16 protein-coding genes are annotated in these 16,040 nt (G+C 70.5%); 10 read left to right on the plus strand and 6 right to left on the minus strand.

Annotated elements, in window-relative coordinates; translation table 11 throughout:
* Positions 1-7: 7 nt before the first annotated feature.
* The 6 genes from ACRWK7_RS09480 to ACRWK7_RS09505 all read left to right on the plus strand — a co-directional run bounded on the left by ACRWK7_RS09480 (position 8) and on the right by ACRWK7_RS09505 (position 7,418).
* Positions 8-988, plus strand: a complete 981-nt coding sequence (locus ACRWK7_RS09480; protein WP_431855962.1) for an ABC transporter permease — start codon at positions 8-10, stop codon at positions 986-988.
* Complete coding sequence (locus tag ACRWK7_RS09485; protein ID WP_431855963.1) at positions 985-1,827, plus strand: ABC transporter permease; 843 nt, start codon at positions 985-987, stop codon at positions 1,825-1,827. Before ACRWK7_RS09480 ends, ACRWK7_RS09485 begins: the two co-directional genes overlap by 4 nt.
* Positions 1,824-3,488 carry an ABC transporter ATP-binding protein gene (locus ACRWK7_RS09490; RefSeq protein WP_431855964.1) on the plus strand — a complete coding sequence of 555 codons (1,665 nt, stop codon included), beginning with the start codon at positions 1,824-1,826 and terminating at the stop codon, positions 3,486-3,488. The genes ACRWK7_RS09485 and ACRWK7_RS09490 overlap by 4 nt, the downstream gene beginning before the upstream one ends.
* Complete coding sequence (locus ACRWK7_RS09495; protein WP_431855965.1) at positions 3,481-4,710, plus strand: Zn-dependent hydrolase; 1,230 nt, start codon at positions 3,481-3,483, stop codon at positions 4,708-4,710. The genes ACRWK7_RS09490 and ACRWK7_RS09495 overlap by 8 nt, the downstream gene beginning before the upstream one ends.
* A gap of 120 nt (positions 4,711-4,830) precedes the next feature.
* Positions 4,831-5,877: a histone deacetylase family protein gene (locus tag ACRWK7_RS09500; protein WP_431855966.1), complete on the plus strand. Its 1,047-nt coding sequence runs from the start codon at positions 4,831-4,833 to the stop codon at positions 5,875-5,877.
* The gene (locus ACRWK7_RS09505) at positions 5,877-7,418 is read left to right on the plus strand and encodes an acetolactate synthase large subunit (protein WP_431856020.1); all 1,542 of its coding nucleotides are present in this window, start codon (positions 5,877-5,879) and stop codon (positions 7,416-7,418) included. Before ACRWK7_RS09500 ends, ACRWK7_RS09505 begins: the two co-directional genes overlap by 1 nt.
* Before the next feature lie 148 nt (positions 7,419-7,566).
* Here ACRWK7_RS09505 and ACRWK7_RS09510 read toward each other — a convergent pair whose 3' ends face one another.
* A complete protein-coding gene (locus ACRWK7_RS09510; protein ID WP_431855967.1) occupies positions 7,567-8,058 on the minus strand; it encodes a hypothetical protein in 492 nt (163 codons plus the stop codon).
* 157 nt (positions 8,059-8,215) lie between these two features.
* On the opposite strand from ACRWK7_RS09510, the gene ACRWK7_RS09515 reads away from it, so the two are divergent.
* Positions 8,216-8,464 carry a hypothetical protein gene (locus ACRWK7_RS09515; RefSeq protein ID WP_431855968.1) on the plus strand — a complete coding sequence of 83 codons (249 nt, stop codon included), beginning with the start codon at positions 8,216-8,218 and terminating at the stop codon, positions 8,462-8,464.
* 27 nt (positions 8,465-8,491) lie between these two features.
* Here ACRWK7_RS09515 and ACRWK7_RS09520 read toward each other — a convergent pair whose 3' ends face one another.
* Complete coding sequence (locus ACRWK7_RS09520) at positions 8,492-9,439, minus strand: Gfo/Idh/MocA family oxidoreductase (RefSeq protein ID WP_431855969.1); 948 nt, start codon at positions 9,437-9,439, stop codon at positions 8,492-8,494.
* 165 nt (positions 9,440-9,604) lie between these two features.
* The gene (locus ACRWK7_RS09525; RefSeq protein WP_431855970.1) at positions 9,605-10,828 is read right to left on the minus strand and encodes a LysR family transcriptional regulator; all 1,224 of its coding nucleotides are present in this window, start codon (positions 10,826-10,828) and stop codon (positions 9,605-9,607) included.
* 152 nt (positions 10,829-10,980) lie between these two features.
* Here ACRWK7_RS09525 and ACRWK7_RS09530 point away from each other — a divergent pair, with 152 nt between their 5' ends.
* From ACRWK7_RS09530 to ACRWK7_RS09540, 3 genes are read left to right on the plus strand one after another with little or no spacing between them, the layout of a single operon-like run.
* Positions 10,981-11,853, plus strand: a complete 873-nt coding sequence (locus tag ACRWK7_RS09530; protein ID WP_431855971.1) for an amidohydrolase family protein — start codon at positions 10,981-10,983, stop codon at positions 11,851-11,853.
* Between the two features lie 25 nt (positions 11,854-11,878).
* Entirely contained in the window at positions 11,879-12,232 is a 354-nt protein-coding gene (locus ACRWK7_RS09535; RefSeq protein WP_431855972.1) for a protocatechuate 4,5-dioxygenase subunit alpha, read from the plus strand.
* Between the two features lie 4 nt (positions 12,233-12,236).
* Positions 12,237-13,082, plus strand: a complete 846-nt coding sequence (locus ACRWK7_RS09540; protein WP_431855973.1) for a class III extradiol dioxygenase family protein — start codon at positions 12,237-12,239, stop codon at positions 13,080-13,082.
* Positions 13,083-13,125: 43 nt separating this feature from the next.
* Here ACRWK7_RS09540 and ACRWK7_RS09545 read toward each other — a convergent pair whose 3' ends face one another.
* From ACRWK7_RS09545 to ACRWK7_RS09555, 3 genes are all read right to left on the minus strand, one after another.
* The gene (locus ACRWK7_RS09545; RefSeq protein WP_431855974.1) at positions 13,126-14,199 is read right to left on the minus strand and encodes an NAD(P)H-dependent flavin oxidoreductase; all 1,074 of its coding nucleotides are present in this window, start codon (positions 14,197-14,199) and stop codon (positions 13,126-13,128) included.
* 156 nt (positions 14,200-14,355) lie between these two features.
* Entirely contained in the window at positions 14,356-15,195 is an 840-nt protein-coding gene (locus ACRWK7_RS09550; RefSeq protein ID WP_431855975.1) for an ABC transporter ATP-binding protein, read from the minus strand.
* A gap of 14 nt (positions 15,196-15,209) precedes the next feature.
* The gene (locus tag ACRWK7_RS09555; RefSeq protein ID WP_431855976.1) at positions 15,210-16,037 is read right to left on the minus strand and encodes an ABC transporter permease; all 828 of its coding nucleotides are present in this window, start codon (positions 16,035-16,037) and stop codon (positions 15,210-15,212) included.
* Positions 16,038-16,040: the final 3 nt, after the last annotated feature.

The raw sequence follows: 16,040 nt of genomic DNA on the forward strand, positions 1-16,040 counted from the left end.
AGAGTCCATGCCCCGCATCGCCGTCTTCATCGCGCAGCGCTTGGTCAAGGCGGTGTTCGTCGTCCTCGCCATCGCGGTGTTCAACTTCTTCCTGGTGCACGCCGCCCCCGGCGACCCGGCGCAGGTCATGGCCGGCGAGGCCGGGGCTGCCGACGCCAAGTTCGTCGAGCAGCTGCGCCAGCAGTTCGGCCTCGACCAGCCGCTCACCACCCAGCTCGCCACCTACATGGGCAAGGTGGTGCAGGCCGACCTCGGCTACTCCTACCGGCAGCAGCGGCCGGTGCTGGGGCTGCTGATGGAGCGGCTGCCGGTCACGCTGTCGCTGACGTTGACGGCCTTCCTGCTGGCGCTGGCGGGGGGCGTGCTGCTGGGCACGCTGGCGGCGATGCGGGCCGGCACATGGTCGGACACCGCCATCACCGTGGTGGGCCTCACCGCCTACGCCACGCCGATCTTCTGGATCGGGCTGATGCTGATCCTGCTGTTCTCGGTCAACCTCGGCTGGCTGCCCGCCTTCGGGACGGAGACCATCGGCGCCGGCCTCACGGGCGTCGACGCGGTCCTCGACCGCATGAAGCATCTGGTGCTGCCGGTGACTACGCTGGCGCTGTTCTACATGGCGGTCTACACCCGCCTCACCCGCGCCTCGATCCTGGAGGTGCGCGACATGGATTTCGTGAAGACCGCGCGCGCCAAGGGGTTGCCGGAATGGCGCATCGTCTCGGTGCACATCCTGCGCAACGCCATCCTGCCGGTGATCACCGTCGCCGGGTTCCAGGCCGGGCACCTGATCGGCGGTTCCATCCTGATCGAGACGGTGTTCGCCCTGCCCGGCATCGGCCGACTCGCCTTCGAAGCCGTCCTGCAGCGCGACTATCAGGTGCTGCTCGGCATCTTCCTGCTGACCTCGGTGGTGGTGGTGCTGTTCAACCTGCTGACCGACCTGATCTATTCCCTGGTCGACCCACGCATCGAGGTGGCGCCATGAATGCCAATTTCTGGCGCGCCTTTGCGCGCAACAAGGGCGCGGTGATCGGCCTCGTCTTCCTGGCGCTGGTGGTGCTGATGGCGGCGCTGGCCGACGTGGCGTTCCCCGACAGCCCGTGGGACATGACCACCGCCCCCTTCCAGCCGCCGCTGTCCGAGGGCGCGCCGCTGGGATCCGACACGCTGGGCCGCGACATCGCGTCGGGAATCGCGCACGGGGCGCGGGTGTCGCTGCTGATCGGGCTGACCTCCACCGCGGTGGCGGTGCTGATCGGGGTTCTGCTGGGCGCCGTCGCCGGCTTCCACGGCGGCTGGGTGGACGACGCGGTAATGCGCTTCACCGAGCTGTTCCAGACCATCCCCAACTTCGTGCTGGCGGTGGTGCTGGTGGCGATCTTCACGCCCTCACTGGCCTCCATCGTGCTGGCCATCGCCATCGTCTCCTGGCCGCCGCTGGCGCGGCTGGCGCGCGGCGAGTTCCTCAGCCTGCGCAACCGCGAGTTCGTGCAGGCCGCCGTCACCACCGGGCAGTCCACCCTGACCATCATCGTCCGCCAGATCCTGCCGAACAGCCTGTCGCCGATCATCGTCTCGGCCTCGCTGATGGTGGCGACCGCCATCCTGTTGGAAAGCTCGCTGTCCTTCCTCGGCCTGGGAGATCCGAACCTGATGAGCTGGGGCTACATGGTCGGCGCGGCGCGCACGGTGATCCGGCAGGCGTGGTGGATGAGCTTCTTTCCCGGCGTGGCGATCCTGCTGACCGTGCTGGCGCTCAACCTCGTCGGCGAGGGGCTGAACGACGCGCTGAACCCGAAGCTGGCGCGCAAGGGGCGGGCATGACGAATACTCCTCCCCTCCTCGACGTCCGCGGCCTGACCGTCGCGCTCCCCGCCGGCGCCGAGCGCCCGTTCGCGGTGGAGCGCCTCTCCTTCACGCTGGAGCGCGGCGAGATCCTCTGCGTGGTCGGCGAGTCCGGCTCCGGCAAGTCGATGACCGCGCACGCGGTGATGGGCCTGCTGCCCAAGGCGGTGCGGGTGGCCTCCGGCGCCATCCACCTGAAGGGCGCCGACGTGCTGAGCCTGCCGGAGCCCGAACAGCGGGAGCTGCGCGGCAGCCGCGTCGCCATGATCTTCCAGGAGCCGATGACCGCGCTCAACCCGCTGATGCGGGTCGGCGACCAGATCGACGAGGTGCTGCGCTACCACACCACGCTCGACCGGGTCGCGCGGCGGGCGCGGGTGGTGGAGCTGCTGGCCTCGGTCGGCCTGCCGGAACCGGACCTGCTGCGCCGCAGCTACCCGTTCCGCCTTTCGGGCGGGCAGCGCCAGCGCGTGATGATCGCCATGGCGCTGGCGCTGGAACCCGACGTGCTGATCGCCGACGAGCCGACCACGGCGCTCGACGTCACCACGCAGAAGCAGATCCTCGACCTGATCCGCGACATCCAGGCCAAGCGGGCCATGGCGGTGATGTTCATCACCCACGACTTCGGCGTGGTGGCGGAGATCGCGCACCGCGTCGCCGTCATGCAGCACGGCCGCCTCGTCGAGATCGGCGTGGCGGACGAGGTGCTGAACCGGCCGCAGCACCCCTACACCCGCCAGCTGATCGCCGCCGTGCCGCACCTGATCGAGCACCGCGACGACGACCTCGCCGGGCGCCGGCCGGTGCTGACCGCGCTCGGCGTCAGCAAGACCTTCCATATCGGCGGCGGACTGTTCCGCAAGGGGCGCACGGTGGTGGCCGGCGACGACCTCTCGCTGACCATCCACCAGGGGGAGACGGTCGGGCTGGTCGGCGAGTCCGGGTCCGGCAAGTCGACGCTGGGACGCTCCATCGTCGGGCTGATCCGGCCGGACGCCGGGCGCATCCTGTTCGAGGACGTGGACCTGCTCTCCCTGTCGCGCGGCAAGTTCCGGCCGTACCGCCGGCATCTGCAGATGGTGTTCCAGGATCCCTACGCCTCGCTGAACCCGCGCCACAAGGTGGGCGACATCATCACCCAGGGTCCCGTCGCCTTCGGCGCCGACCGGAACGCGGCCATGCAGAAGGCCCGCGACCTGCTGACGCTCGTCGGCCTCGACGCCTCGGCCGCCGACCGCTTCCCGCACGAGTTCTCCGGCGGGCAGCGGCAGCGCATCTCCATCGCCCGCGCGCTGGCGCTGGAGCCGAAGCTGCTGATCGCCGACGAGCCGGTGTCGGCGCTCGACGTCTCGGTGCAGGCGCAGGTGCTCGATTTGCTGGAGGATCTGCGGCACCGGCTGAGCCTGTCGATGCTGTTCATCACCCACGATTTGCGCGTCGCCGCGCAGATCTGCGACACCATCGCGGTCATGCAGAAGGGCCGCATCGTCGAGATCGGCCCGGCGCGGCGGGTGTTCGGTGACCCGCAGCACGCCTACACGCGCTCGCTGCTCGACGCCATCCCCGGCAAGGCGTGGACGCAGCCGGGCGCCGCGGCGCAGGAACAAAGGCAAGGGACGGGAGTGATCCATGGCTGAGCTGCGCATCGACGGCGACCGCCTGTGGCGGAGCCTGATGGAGCTGGCGACGATCGGCGGCACGCCCAAGGGCGGCGTCTGCCGGCTGGCGCTGACGGACCTCGACCGGGAGGGGCGCGACCGGTTCGTGTCGTGGTGCGCGGAGGCCGGCTGCAGGGTGACGGTGGACGCCGTCGGCAACATCTTCGCCCGCCGCCCCGGCCGCAACCCGGACCGCGCCGCCGTGTGCATGGGCAGCCACCTCGACACCCAGCCGACCGGCGGCCGCTTCGACGGCATCTACGGCGTCATGGCCGGGCTGGAGGTGATCCGCTCCTTCAACGACCAGGGGATCGAGACGGACGCGCCGCTCGACCTCATCGTCTGGACCAACGAGGAGGGGGCGCGCTTTTCGCCGCCCATGCTGGGCTCCGGCGCGGCGATGGGCGTCTTCACCCTCGACCACGTGCTGGACATCCGCGACACCGACGGCCTGCGCCTCGGCGACGAGCTGGAGCGCATCGGCTACAAGGGCTCCGTTCCCGTCACCGGCCACGCCATGGCCGCGTACTTCGAGGCGCACATCGAACAAGGGCCGGTGCTGGAAGCGGAGGGCTGCGACCTCGGCGTCGTCACCGGTGCGCAGGGGCAACGCTGGTACGAGGCGACCGTGACGGGGCGTGAATCCCACGCCGGCCCGACGCCGATGTGGATGCGCCGCGACGCGCTGGCCGGCGCAGCGGTGATGATCGAGGCGGTGGAGGCCATCGCGCTGGAGGTTGGCGGCGACGCCTGCTCGACGGTCGGGCGCATCCTGGCGCAGCCGGACTCCCGCAACGTCATCCCCGGCCGGGTCTGGTTCACCATCGACCTGCGCAACCCCGACGCCGAGCAGCTGACCCGCATGGACGCCATGCTGCGGGTCCGGCTGGCCGCCATCGCCGAGAAGCGCGGCCTGACGCTGGACCTGGTCGACTTCTGGGCCTTCCCCACCACGCCCTTCGCGCCGGATCTGGTGGCGCGGGTGCGGGACTCCGCCGAACGCCGCGGCCTCCGCCACCGCGACATCGTCTCGGGCGCCGGGCACGACGCGGTCTACGTCGCCCGCAAGGTGCCGACGGCGATGATCTTCATCCCCTGCGAGGGCGGCCTGAGCCACAACGAGGCCGAGAACGTCCAGCCCAGCCACGCCGCCGCCGGCTGCGCCGTGCTGGCGGACGCGGTGCTGGCGACGGCAAGGTGATGCCCCCTCCCTATCCCTCCCCCGCTTGCGCGGGAGAGGGAACTCCGCCGCTCTGCCCCCTCCACCGCAACGCGGGGGAGGGATGGGGAGGGGGCATAAGAACCAACGAGAGAATCAGTCATGCGCTTCATCTTCGCCGAAGCCCAGCTGCGCCACCGCCCGCCGACCTTCCTGGTGCGCGGCCAGATCAAGCCCTGCCCTGAAAAGCCGGAACGCGCCCAGGCGCTGCTCGCCTCGCTGAAGGCGCGCGGGGCTGCGGTGGAGGAGCCGCCATCCTACGGTGCCGGTCCGCGCGCTGCCGTGCATTCGGCGGACTACCTGCGCTTCCTGGAGACGGCGTACGCGCGCTGGTCGGCCCTGCCCGACGCGGCGGAGGTCATCATCCCCAACGTCCACCGCAACACCGACATGGCCGAGTACCCCGCGGGCATCGTGGGCCAAGCCGGCTGGCACATGGCCGACACCGCCTGCCCCATCGGCCCGGGCACCTGGGAGGCGGTGTGCGGCGGCGCCGACACCGCGGCGCACGCGGCCACGCTGGTGGCCAGCGGCGCCGAGCGCGCCGCCTACGCGCTGTGCCGGCCGCCGGGGCACCACGCGTCCCGCGATATGGCCGGCGGCTTCTGCTACATCAACAACGCCGCGGTGGCGGCGCAGGCGATGCTGCCGCTGCTGGCGGCGCAGGGGAAGGCGCCGCGCGTCGCCGTCCTTGACGTCGACGTGCATCACGGCAACGGCACGCAGGCGATCTTCTACGAGCGCGACGACGTGCTGGTCGTGTCCATCCACGGCGACCCGAACAACTTCTACCCCTGGTTCGCCGGCTACGCGCACGAGCGCGGGCGGGGGCGCGGCCAGGGCTGCAACCTCAACATCCCGCTGCCCGTGGGCACGGAGGAGAGCACCTTCCTCGACATGGTCGACCACGCGCTGGCCCAGGTCGCCGTCTTCGGGCCGGGGGCGCTGGTGCTGTCGCTGGGCTTCGACACCTTCATCGGCGACCCCCTGGCCTTCTTCAAGGTGACGACCCCGGGCTTCGCGGAACTCGGCCGGCGGATATCCGCGGCGAAACACCCCACCGTCCTCGTGCAGGAAGGCGGCTACGATTGCGACGCGCTCGCCGCCAACCTGGCGAGCTTCCTGGACGGCTTTGCGGAGGGGGCGTGATGCACGGCGCGGAGATCCTGGTCAAGACGCTGCTGGCGAACGGCATGGACGCCTGCTTCGCCAACCCCGGCACGTCGGAGCTGCACGCGCTGGCCGCCTTCGATTCGATGCCGGGCGTGCGCTGCGTGCCCACCCTGTTCGAGGGGGTGGCGACCGGGGCGGCCGACGGCTACGCCCGCATGACGGGCAGGCCGGCGGCGACCTTGCTGCACCTCGGCCCCGGCCTCGCGAACGGGCTGGCCAACCTGCACAACGCGCGGCGTGCCCGCGTGCCGGTGCTGAACATCGTCGGCGACCACGCGACGTGGCACCGCAACGCCGACGCGCCGCTGACCTCCGACGTGGAGGGGCTGGCCCGCCCCATGTCGTGCTGGGTGCGCATGGTGCCGGACGCCGCGTCGGTGCGCGTCGACGCGGCTGAGGCGATCCGCGCCGCGCTGACTCCACCGACCGGCGTGGCGACGCTGATCCTGCCCTCCGACTCCTCGTGGGACCAGACGCCGGACGTCGAGCCGATCCGCGTCGAGGCGCCCGCCCCCGCCGCGCCGGACGGCGGCGCCCTGCGCGCCGCCATCGAGGCGCTGCGCGGCGGCCGGCGCGCCGTGCTGATGCTGAACGGCGCCGCGACCTCGGCCGCCGGGCTGGAACTGGCCGGACGCATCGCCGCGAGGACCGGCGCCACGCTGTTCGCCCACACGGGCGCCACGCGAATCGAGCGCGGCGCCGGGCGGGTGGCGGTGGACCGCTTCCCCTACCCCTTCGACCTCGGCGTCGCGGCGCTGAAGGACGCCGAGCACATCGTGCTGATCGGCGCCACCGAGCCCGTGGGCTTCTTCGCCTACCCCGGCAAGCCCAGCCGTCTGGCGCCGGAGGGTGCCCGCATCCACGACGCGGCGCCGCCGGGCACCGACGCGCTGGCCGCGCTGGCGTGGCTGGCCGAGGCGGTGGGAGCGGCCGAGGCGCCGGTGCAGGCCCTTGCCCTGCCCGACCTCGCCACCGGCGCGGTGACCGCGGACGCCATCGGCCGGTCGCTGGCGGCGCTGCTGCCGGAGGGCGCCGTCGTGGTGGACGAGGCGATCTCGAACAGCGCCATGGCCTACAATCCTTGCCGGGGCGCCCGGCCGCACGACTGGCTGACCATCACCGGGGGCTCCATCGGCATCGGGATGCCGCTGGCGCTCGGGGCCGCGGTGGCCTGCCCGGAGCGCAAGGTGGTGACGCTGCAGGCCGACGGCAGCGGCATGTACACGCTGCAGGCGCTGTGGAGTCAGGCGCGCGAGAACGCCGACGTGGTGACCATCGTCTACGCCAACCGCCGCTACGGCATCTTGCAATGGGAGATGGGCAACCTCGGCTTCGCCGAACCCGGCCCTTCGGCGCGCGCCTGCACCGACATCGGCCGCCCGGATCTGGACTGGGTCGGCCTCGCCGCCGGCATGGGCGTGGAGGGCGGCCGGGCCGAGGACATGGAGCGCTTCAACGTCCTGCTGAAGCACGCCCTCGGCCGCCGTGGGCCGTTTTTGATCGAGGCCGTGCTGTAGTTCTTCGAAAGCCCTTCTCCCCTTGAGGGAGAAGGGTTGGGATGAGGGGGCGTTGCCGGCCGAAGGCCGGGAAAATGACTGGCCGGCTTCGCCGGCGCCCCCCTCTCCCCAACCCCTCTCCCTCAAGGGGAGAAGGGCTTTCGAAGAACTACAGCGCGTGCCGCCGCCCGGCGCAGCGGCCCGACGCTTGGCTCATCTCGTCGAGATCGTGGGTGGCCGGGCCCCACTTGTTCGGTTCGCTGCGGCTGACCGGCCTGTAGGGGCCGGCCTTCAGCGTCAGTTCGCCCTCGGCGCGCAACACGGAGACGATGACCGCGAAGAACGCGCCCTCGCCATACGCCTCCGGCCGGGCCAGCGGCCCCTTGTAGGCGACGAAGACGCTGCCCTCCTTCACCGAGGTGATCGCACGGTCGAGCCCCTGCGGCGGGGTGCGCATGAAGTCGGGGAAGGCGACCAGTTCGGCGGTCTTCGCCGCCTCGTCGATGCGGACGCGCACGCGGCCATCCTTGAACACGCCGGCGAGGCCGCTGCGCTTCACGTCGAACAGCGCGCAGTCGAGCCACACCGGCTCGGCCTTCGCCGCGCCGCTGCCCGCCATGCACGCCAGGGCGACCACCGCCACGCTCAGCGCAATCCTCATCCGCGTTCCCCGACTGGCTCCGCCGCGCAGGATAGTGCGGATAACCCCGCGGTATGAAGCCCCGATCCATCCAAGGGACGATGCGGCGCTCTGCCACAATCCGCCCGCCGGTGATGGGCGTATGCTCGACGGACAGACACGGACAGGAGCAAACGCCATGTCCAGGCTCGATCTTTCGCACCCGCTCGCCGCCGGTGCCGCCGCCGTCGCCGCCGCCCTGATCTGCACCAACATGACGTGGCTGATGACCGTCATGTTCGGCCTGATGTCGGGCTTCGTCGGCCCGCAGGGCGTCTACCAGCTGTGGATCGCCGAGGCGGCGGTGTGGCTCGCGCTCGCCCCGATCCTGTACGCGCGCATCGTGCGCGACGCCCGCGCGGCGGCGGTGCTCCACGCCGGGCACTGACGTTACGCCAGCGCCCGGCGTTGACGGTCAGGCGTTCAGGCTGCGCTCCAGGCGGTCCAGCGTCCGCATGGCCGGGAGGCATTGCGCGACGCTGGCGTTGGGTTCGCGCCTGTCGCGGATGGCGCTGAAGAACTCGCGGTCGATCAGCTCGATGCCGTTGTTCGACACGGCGACGCCGGACAGGTCGATCTTGTTGTCCTTGCCGTCGTAGAGGTCGTCGTAGCGCGCGATGTAGGTGCCGTTGTCGCAGATGTAGCGGAAGAAGGTGCCCAGCGGTCCGTCGTTGTTGAACGACAGCGACAGCGTGCAGATCGCCCCCGACGGCACTTTCATGCCGATGCTCATGTCCATGGCGATGCCGAGCTGCGGGTGCATCGGCCCCTGCAGCGCGTGCACGCGGTCCGCCGTCTCGCCGGTCTGGTACTGGAACAGGTCCACCGTATGGCAGGCGTGGTGCCACAGCAGATGGTCGGTCCAGGTGCGCGGCTTGCCCAGCGCGTTCATGTTGCTGCGGCGGAAGAAGTAGGTCTGCACGTCCATCTGCTGGATCGTCAGCTCGCCGGCCTTGATCCGGTTGTGGATCCACTGGTGGCTGGGGTTGAAGCGCCGGGTATGGCCGGCCATGGCGACCAGCCCGGTGGCCTGCTGCGCCGCGACCAGCCGCTCGGCGTCGGCGAGGGTGTCGGCCATCGGGATCTCGACCAGCACGTGCTTGCCGGCCTCCAGGCACTGGATGGCCTGGGCGGCGTGCACCTGGGTCGGCGTGGCGAGTATCACCGCCTCCACCTCCGGCCGCGCCAGACTCTCGGCGAGATCCTTGGTCCAGTGCGGGATTCCGCGCTCCTTGGCGAAGCCCTCGATGTCGTCGGGCCCGCCGCCGACCACCGAGACCACCTCGATGCCGTCGATGGCGGCGACCGCCTCCAGGTGCTTCATGCCGAAGGCGCCCGCGGCGCCGGCCACACAGATCTTCATCGCTTCCTCCGGTGTCGGCCGCGGCCGTTGCTTGATGGTTGTTTCGGGCCGGCGGCAAAAAAACCTCACGCCGGCAGGGATATCACCGGCTATACCCTGAACGAAATTCGATGACGGCTTCCCCCATTCATTTTTTGAATAGCCTGTGTCTTTCGAATGGCCGGGTCAGGCGCTGCGCACCGGCGACACGGCGCTGCGCCCGGCTTCGCGCAGGAAGTCGATGAACAGCTGCTGCGTGGGCGTCGGCCGCCAGCCGCGGCGCATGGTCAGGCCGATGGGCCGCTCGGTGTCCGGCAGGTCGACCGGCAGCGTCACCAGCAGGCCCAGCTCGTGCTCGTGCCGGATCTGGTGGGCGGAGATGAAGGTCAGCCGGTCGCTGCCCAGCAGCAGGCCGCGCACCAGGACCTGCGAGCTGGTCTCCACCAGCCCGCGCGTCGCCCGCCCGCCGAGCAGCGCCTCGAACCGGTCGCGCGTCGGCGTGCCGCGCCTGGGCACCACCCACTGGCAGGCGGCGAGGTCGTCCAGCGTCACCCTGGCCTTGCGGCTCAAGGGGTGGAAGGCGCGCGCGGCGACCGCGATCGGATCCTCGAACAGCGGTTCCTGCACCACGTCCTCGATCGGCAGCGGGTCGCGCAGCGCGCCGATCAGCACGTCGATGTCGCCGGTGCGCAGGCCGTGCAACAGGTCCTCGTAGGGACCGTCGATGGCGTCGATCTCGACGTCGGGGCGCTCGCGCACCAGGGCGTTGATGGCGCTGGGCAGAATGTAGGTGCGCGACAGCGGCATGCCGCCGACGACGATGCGGCCGGAATCGCCGCCCAGGCTCTCGCGCACCTCGGCGAAGCCCTGCGCCAGCTCGGTCACCGCCAGCTTCACGTGCTGCGCCAGCGCCCGGGCCGCCGGCGTCAGCACGATCCCGGTGGCCGAACGGGTGAACAGCGACAGGCCGGACAGCCGCTCCAGGTCGCGGGCGGCGCGGTGCATGGTCGGCTGCGAGATGCCGACGTTGCGCGCCGCGAGGCTGAAGTTGCCGGCGTCGGCGACCGCGGTCAGCGCCCGCACCTGCGCCGCGGTCAGCAACTGGTCGAAGTCCTGGAAGCCGCGCACGCCCTTGCGCCCGCCGACGCGGATCGCCTCGCGCGTGCCGGTGCGCAGGCGCTCCAGCGCGCGCTCGGCGCGGTCAAGGAACAGGGCGCCGACGGGGGAGAGCGCCATGCCGTCCGGCCGCCGCTCGAACAGCGGTGCTCCAACCTCCTCCTCCAGGTTGGCGATGGCCTGGGTGATGGCGGGCTGGGAGAGGTGCACGTGCTCCGCCGCCTGGCTGATGCTGCCGCGCCGCGCCACCTCGCAGAAGGCGCGCAGGTGGCGCAGGTTGGGGATCTCCTTCATGGTCCTCGCCGTCCATGCCTATAGCAAAACCTTATACGGAGGCGGGGACTTCGAACTAGGAAAATCGATAGGCCGCACCGATAATCACACCCGGACACCAAAAATGCGCACCGAGCGGCGCCAACGCCGCCGATCAGGAGGAACCTGCACGCATGGACGCCGACTACCTGCCCTTCCACCCGAATCCCAGCAAGCCGAGCTACGTTCCGCCGCCCGGCGCGGTGGACGCGCATTGCCACGTGTTCGGCCCGGCCGACCGGTTCCCCTACGCGCCGGAGCGCAAGTACACCCCCTGCGACGCGTCGAAGGAAAAGCTGTTCGCGCTGCGCGACTTCCTGGGCTTCGAGCGCAGCGTCATCGTCCAGGCGACCTGCCACGGCAAGGACAACCGCGCGCTGGTCGATGCGCTGAAGGCGTCCAACGGGATGGCGCGCGGCGTCGCCTCGGTCGGCCCCGGCATCACCGAGGCCGAACTGCACGACCTGCACGAGGCCGGCGTGCGCGGCGTGCGCTTCAACTTCGTCAAGCGGCTGGTGGACGCCACGCCGAAGGAGGTCTTCCTCGGCATCTCCGAGAAGATCGCCACGTTCGGCTGGCACATCGTCGTCTATTTCGAGGCGCAGGACCTGGAGGGTCTGATCCCCTTCCTGAAGCAGCTGCCGACCATCGTCGTGGTCGACCACATGGGCCGCCCGGACATCGCCAGGGGCGTCGACCACCCGGACTTCCAGCGCTTCGTCACCCTGATGGAGGAGATGCCGACGCTGTGGAGCAAGGTGAGCTGCCCCGAGCGGCTGTCGGTCGAGGGGCCGCCGCTCTACAGCGACGTGGCGCCGTTCGCCCGGCTGCTGGTCGATCGCTTCACCGACCGCGTGCTGTGGGGCACCGACTGGCCGCATCCCAACATGAAGTCGCATATGCCGGACGACGGCCACCTGGTCGACGTGATTCCCCGCATCGCCACCGACGCGGCCAAGCAGAAGGCCCTGTTGGTGGACAATCCGATGCGGCTGTACTGGAGCTGAACAAAAGAACGTGTGGAGGAAAGAGATGGCATCCGCCGCCAAGCCGGAACCGATCCCCGGCACCGTCATCTTCGACGGCGACATGGCCGTGAAGGGCTACGCACTGAACAAGATGTGCTTCTCCTTCAACAGGGCCGAGAACCGCAAGGCCTTCCTGGAGGACGAGGACGCCTACTGCGCCAAGTTCGGCCTGAGCGAGGAGCAGACGGCCGCCGTCAAGGCGCGCGACACGCTGGCCCTCATCGCGGCCGGCGGCAACATCTACTTCCTCGCCAAGTTCGTCGGACTGTTCGGCATGAACATGCAGGACATCGGCGCGCAGCAGACCGGCATGTCGGTCGAGGACTTCAAGGCGAAACTCCTGGCGGCGAGGGGCTGAGATCATGGCACGCATCATCGGCGGCATCACCACCTCGCACATCCCGGCGATCGGCAACGCGATCACCCGCGGACAGATGGAGGATCCGTACTGGAAGCCGTTCTTCGACGCCTATCCGCCGGTGCAGACCTGGCTGGACGAGGCGAAGCCGGACGTCGCCATCGTGATCTACAACGACCATGGGCTGAACTTCTTCCTCGACAAGATGCCGACCTTCGCCATCGGCGCCGCCCCGCAGTACCTCAACGACGACGAGGGCTGGGGCCTGCAGCCACTGCCGCCCTTCCAGGGCGACCCGGAGCTGTCGTGGCACATCATCAACTCGCTGGTGGCGGACGAGTTCGACATCTGCTCCTGCCAGGAGATGCTGGTCGACCACGGCTTCACCGTGCCGATGTCGCTGATGTTCCCGGACCAGGCGAAGCGCAGCGCCATCCGCACCATCCCGGTGGCGGTCAACCTGATCCAGCACCCGCTGCCCACCCCGGCGCGCTGCTACAAGCTGGGGCAGGCCATCGGCCGCGCCGTGGCGTCGTACGAGAAGGACACCAAGGTCGTGGTGTTCGGCACCGGCGGCCTGTCGCACCAGCTCGACGGTCAGCGGGCGGGGTTCATCAACAAGGACTTCGACCTGATGTGCATGGAGAAGATCGTCAGCGATCCGGAGGCGCTGGCCCGCTACTCCATCCACGACCTTGTCCGGCTGGCCGGCGCCCAGGGGGCGGAGCTGATCCTCTGGCTGGTCATGCGCGGGGCGATGAGCGAGAAGGTGAGGAAGCTGCACAGCAACTACCACATCCCGATCTCCAACACGGGCGCGGGCCTGCTGCTGCTGGAGAACGCGGCGTAAAATTGAAAAGCCCCTCTCCCGTCAAGGGAGAGGGGCTTAACTGTTACCCCTCCAGCAACGCCCGTGCCCCATCCCACAGGCTGTGCAGCACGTCCGCCGCCGGCTCCGCGCGGGCCATGGCGGCGGATTGGCCGGCCCAGGCCTGCATGCGCTGCACGTCGCCTGCCTTCAGCGCCGCCGTCCGCATGGCGGCGGTGAGCCCGCGCTGCACCGGGTAGGGCGCCGGCACCGGCGCGCCCTCCGCGACCGCGGCGCGGACGTAGTCGGTGGCGATGCTCCGCCCCGCCCGCCCGCTGAACGCGCGGCTGATCATGGTGTCCTCCGGCGCCGTGTGCGCCAGCGCATCCGCCCAGGCCGGGTGGATCCCCGCCTCCGGGCAGCGCAGGAAGCCCGTGCCGATCGCCACCGCACTGGCGCCGAGCGTCAGCGCCGCGGCAACGCCGCGCGCGTCCGCGATGCCGCCGGCCGCGACCACCGGCAGGCTCACCGCATCGACCACCGCCGGCAGCAGCGAGAACAGCCCGACCGCCTGCCGCTCCGCGCTCGCCGCGTCGAAGCAGCCGCGGTGACCGCCCGCCTCCGCCCCCTGCGCGGCGATGACGTCCGCCCCCGCCGCCTCGGCGGCCTTGGCCTCCGCCACGGTGGAGACGTTGGCGATCCAGAGGATTCCCCGCTCCTTCAGCCGCGCCACGAACGCCGGCGGGAACAGGCCCATGACCGACGAGACCATGGGCGGCGCCGCCTCCAGGATGGCCTCGCACTGCGCCTCGAAGTCGGGCGGCGTGGTGTCGGCGGCCTCGGACGGCACCGCCGGCCCCCAGCCGGCCAGGAACTCGCGCAGAAGTGCCTCGTGCGCCGGGTCACGGCGGGGCGGTGGGTCGGGGATCCAGGTGTTGAGCTGGAACGGACCGGCGCCCTTGCTCCGCACCTCGTCGGCCCAGGCCAGGATCTCCGCCGGCTTCATCAGCAGCACGCCGGCGGCGCCGAGGCCGCCGGCGTTCATCAGCGCGATGGACAGAGACGGCGGACAGGCGCCGGCCATCGGCGCCAGGAGGATCGGCACACGCAGGCCGAACCGGGCGCAGAAGGCATAGGCTCGCTTCAACGGCGCGTTCATGAAGGGCTCCCGTACAACGCATCGAACCGGGGCCGATCATCGCCATTGCCGGCGAGCGTCGCAAACGAATGTTTCAGATCAAAGCCATCGCCCGTCGCGATAGCCCTTCCGTGAGCACCGTTGGCCCCTCTCCCGCAACGGGAGAGGGGCGTTCCATCAATCCGCCGTGACCGAGTGGATCTCATCGGCGTTGAAGCGCTGCTGCTCCTCCATCACCATCTGGGCGAGGTCGCGCTTCAGGCGGTTGAACTCCGCCGACGCCCCGTCGCGCGGGCGCGGCATCTCCACCCGCACGTCCTGCTTGATGGTGCCCGGCCGGTAGGTCATCACGACGATGCGGTCGGCCAGATAGATCGACTCCTCGATGGAGTGCGTGACGAACAGCACCGTCTTGCCGACCTCCTCCCAGATGCGCAGCAGTTCGTCCTGCAGCGTCCGGCGGGTCAGCGCGTCGAGCGCGCCGAACGGCTCGTCCATCAGCAGGATCGGGCTGTCCAGCGCCAGCACGCGGGCGATGGCGACGCGCTGACGCATGCCGCCGGAGAGGTCCTTCGGGAAGCGGTTGCGGAAGTCCTGCAGGTGCAGCTTGTGCAGCAGCGCCTCGACCCGCTCGGCGATCTCCGCCTTGCCCATGCGCTTGATCTGCAGGCCGAAGGCGATGTTCTCGGCGACCGTCATCCAGGGGAACAGCGCGTATTCCTGGAACACCATGCCGCGGTCGGGGCCGGGCGCGGTGATCGCCTGGCCGTCCACCAGCACCACGCCCTTCGAGGGCGGCTGGAAGCCGGCGACGGCGTTGAGCAGCGTCGACTTGCCGCAGCCCGAGGGGCCGAGCAGGCAGATGAACTCGCCGCGGCGGACCTCCAGGTCGATGCCCTTCAGCGCGACGACCTCATGGCCGCCGGTGGCGAACACCTTGTCCACCCCGCGCACCTCGATCTGCACGGGGGCGGTCTCGGGAACGGCGGCGGGGACGGATTTGAGTGCGGTGATCATGGGGACGCCTCCGCTCAGCTGTCGAGGCCGCGGTGCCACCGCAGCAGATGGTTGTTCAGCCGGTTCATCGCGATGTCGATGCCCAGGCCCAGGAAGCCGATGGTGAACATCCCGGCGATGATCTTGTCCGACCACATGAACTCGCGCGCCTCCAGGATGCGGAAGCCGAGGCCGGCGTTGACGGCGATCATCTCCGACACGATCACCACGATGAACGCGGTGCCGATGCCGATGCGCGCACCGGCCAGGATGTACGGCGTCGCCGCCGGCAGGATGACGCGCACGAACATGGTCAGGCTGCCGGCCCCCAGGTTGCGCGCGGCGCGGAGATAGATGCCGTCGACGTGGCGCACGCCGGCGATGGTGTTCATCAGCACCGGGAAGAAGGCGCCGATGGCGATCAGGAACACCGCCGGCGGGTTGCCCAGGCCGAACCACAGGATCGCCAGCGGGATGTAGGCGATCGGCGGGATCGGGCGCAGCACCTGGACCAGCGGGTCCATCAGGCCGTAGACGCGCTCGCTGGTGCCCATCAGCAGGCCGAGCGGCAGCGCCAGCCCCGCCCCCACCACGAAGCCGAGCACGACGCGGTACAGGCTGGAGTAGGCGTCGGTCAGCATCTCGCCCGACAGCGCCCAGGCGAGCCAGGACTGCGCCGGGTCGTACGGGTCGGCCGGCAGCAGGTAGTGCCACCAGCGCACCACCACCGCGCCCGGCGACGGCAGCACCGTGGGGTTGACCATGCCGGACGAGGACAGCGCCTGCCAGACGGCGACGGCGATCAGCGGCACCAGGGCGCCGCGCGCCAGCGCGGCCGGCGTGATGCGGGAGGGACGGGACATGGC

The sequence above is a fragment of the Azospirillum sp. genome, from assembly GCF_050789165.1.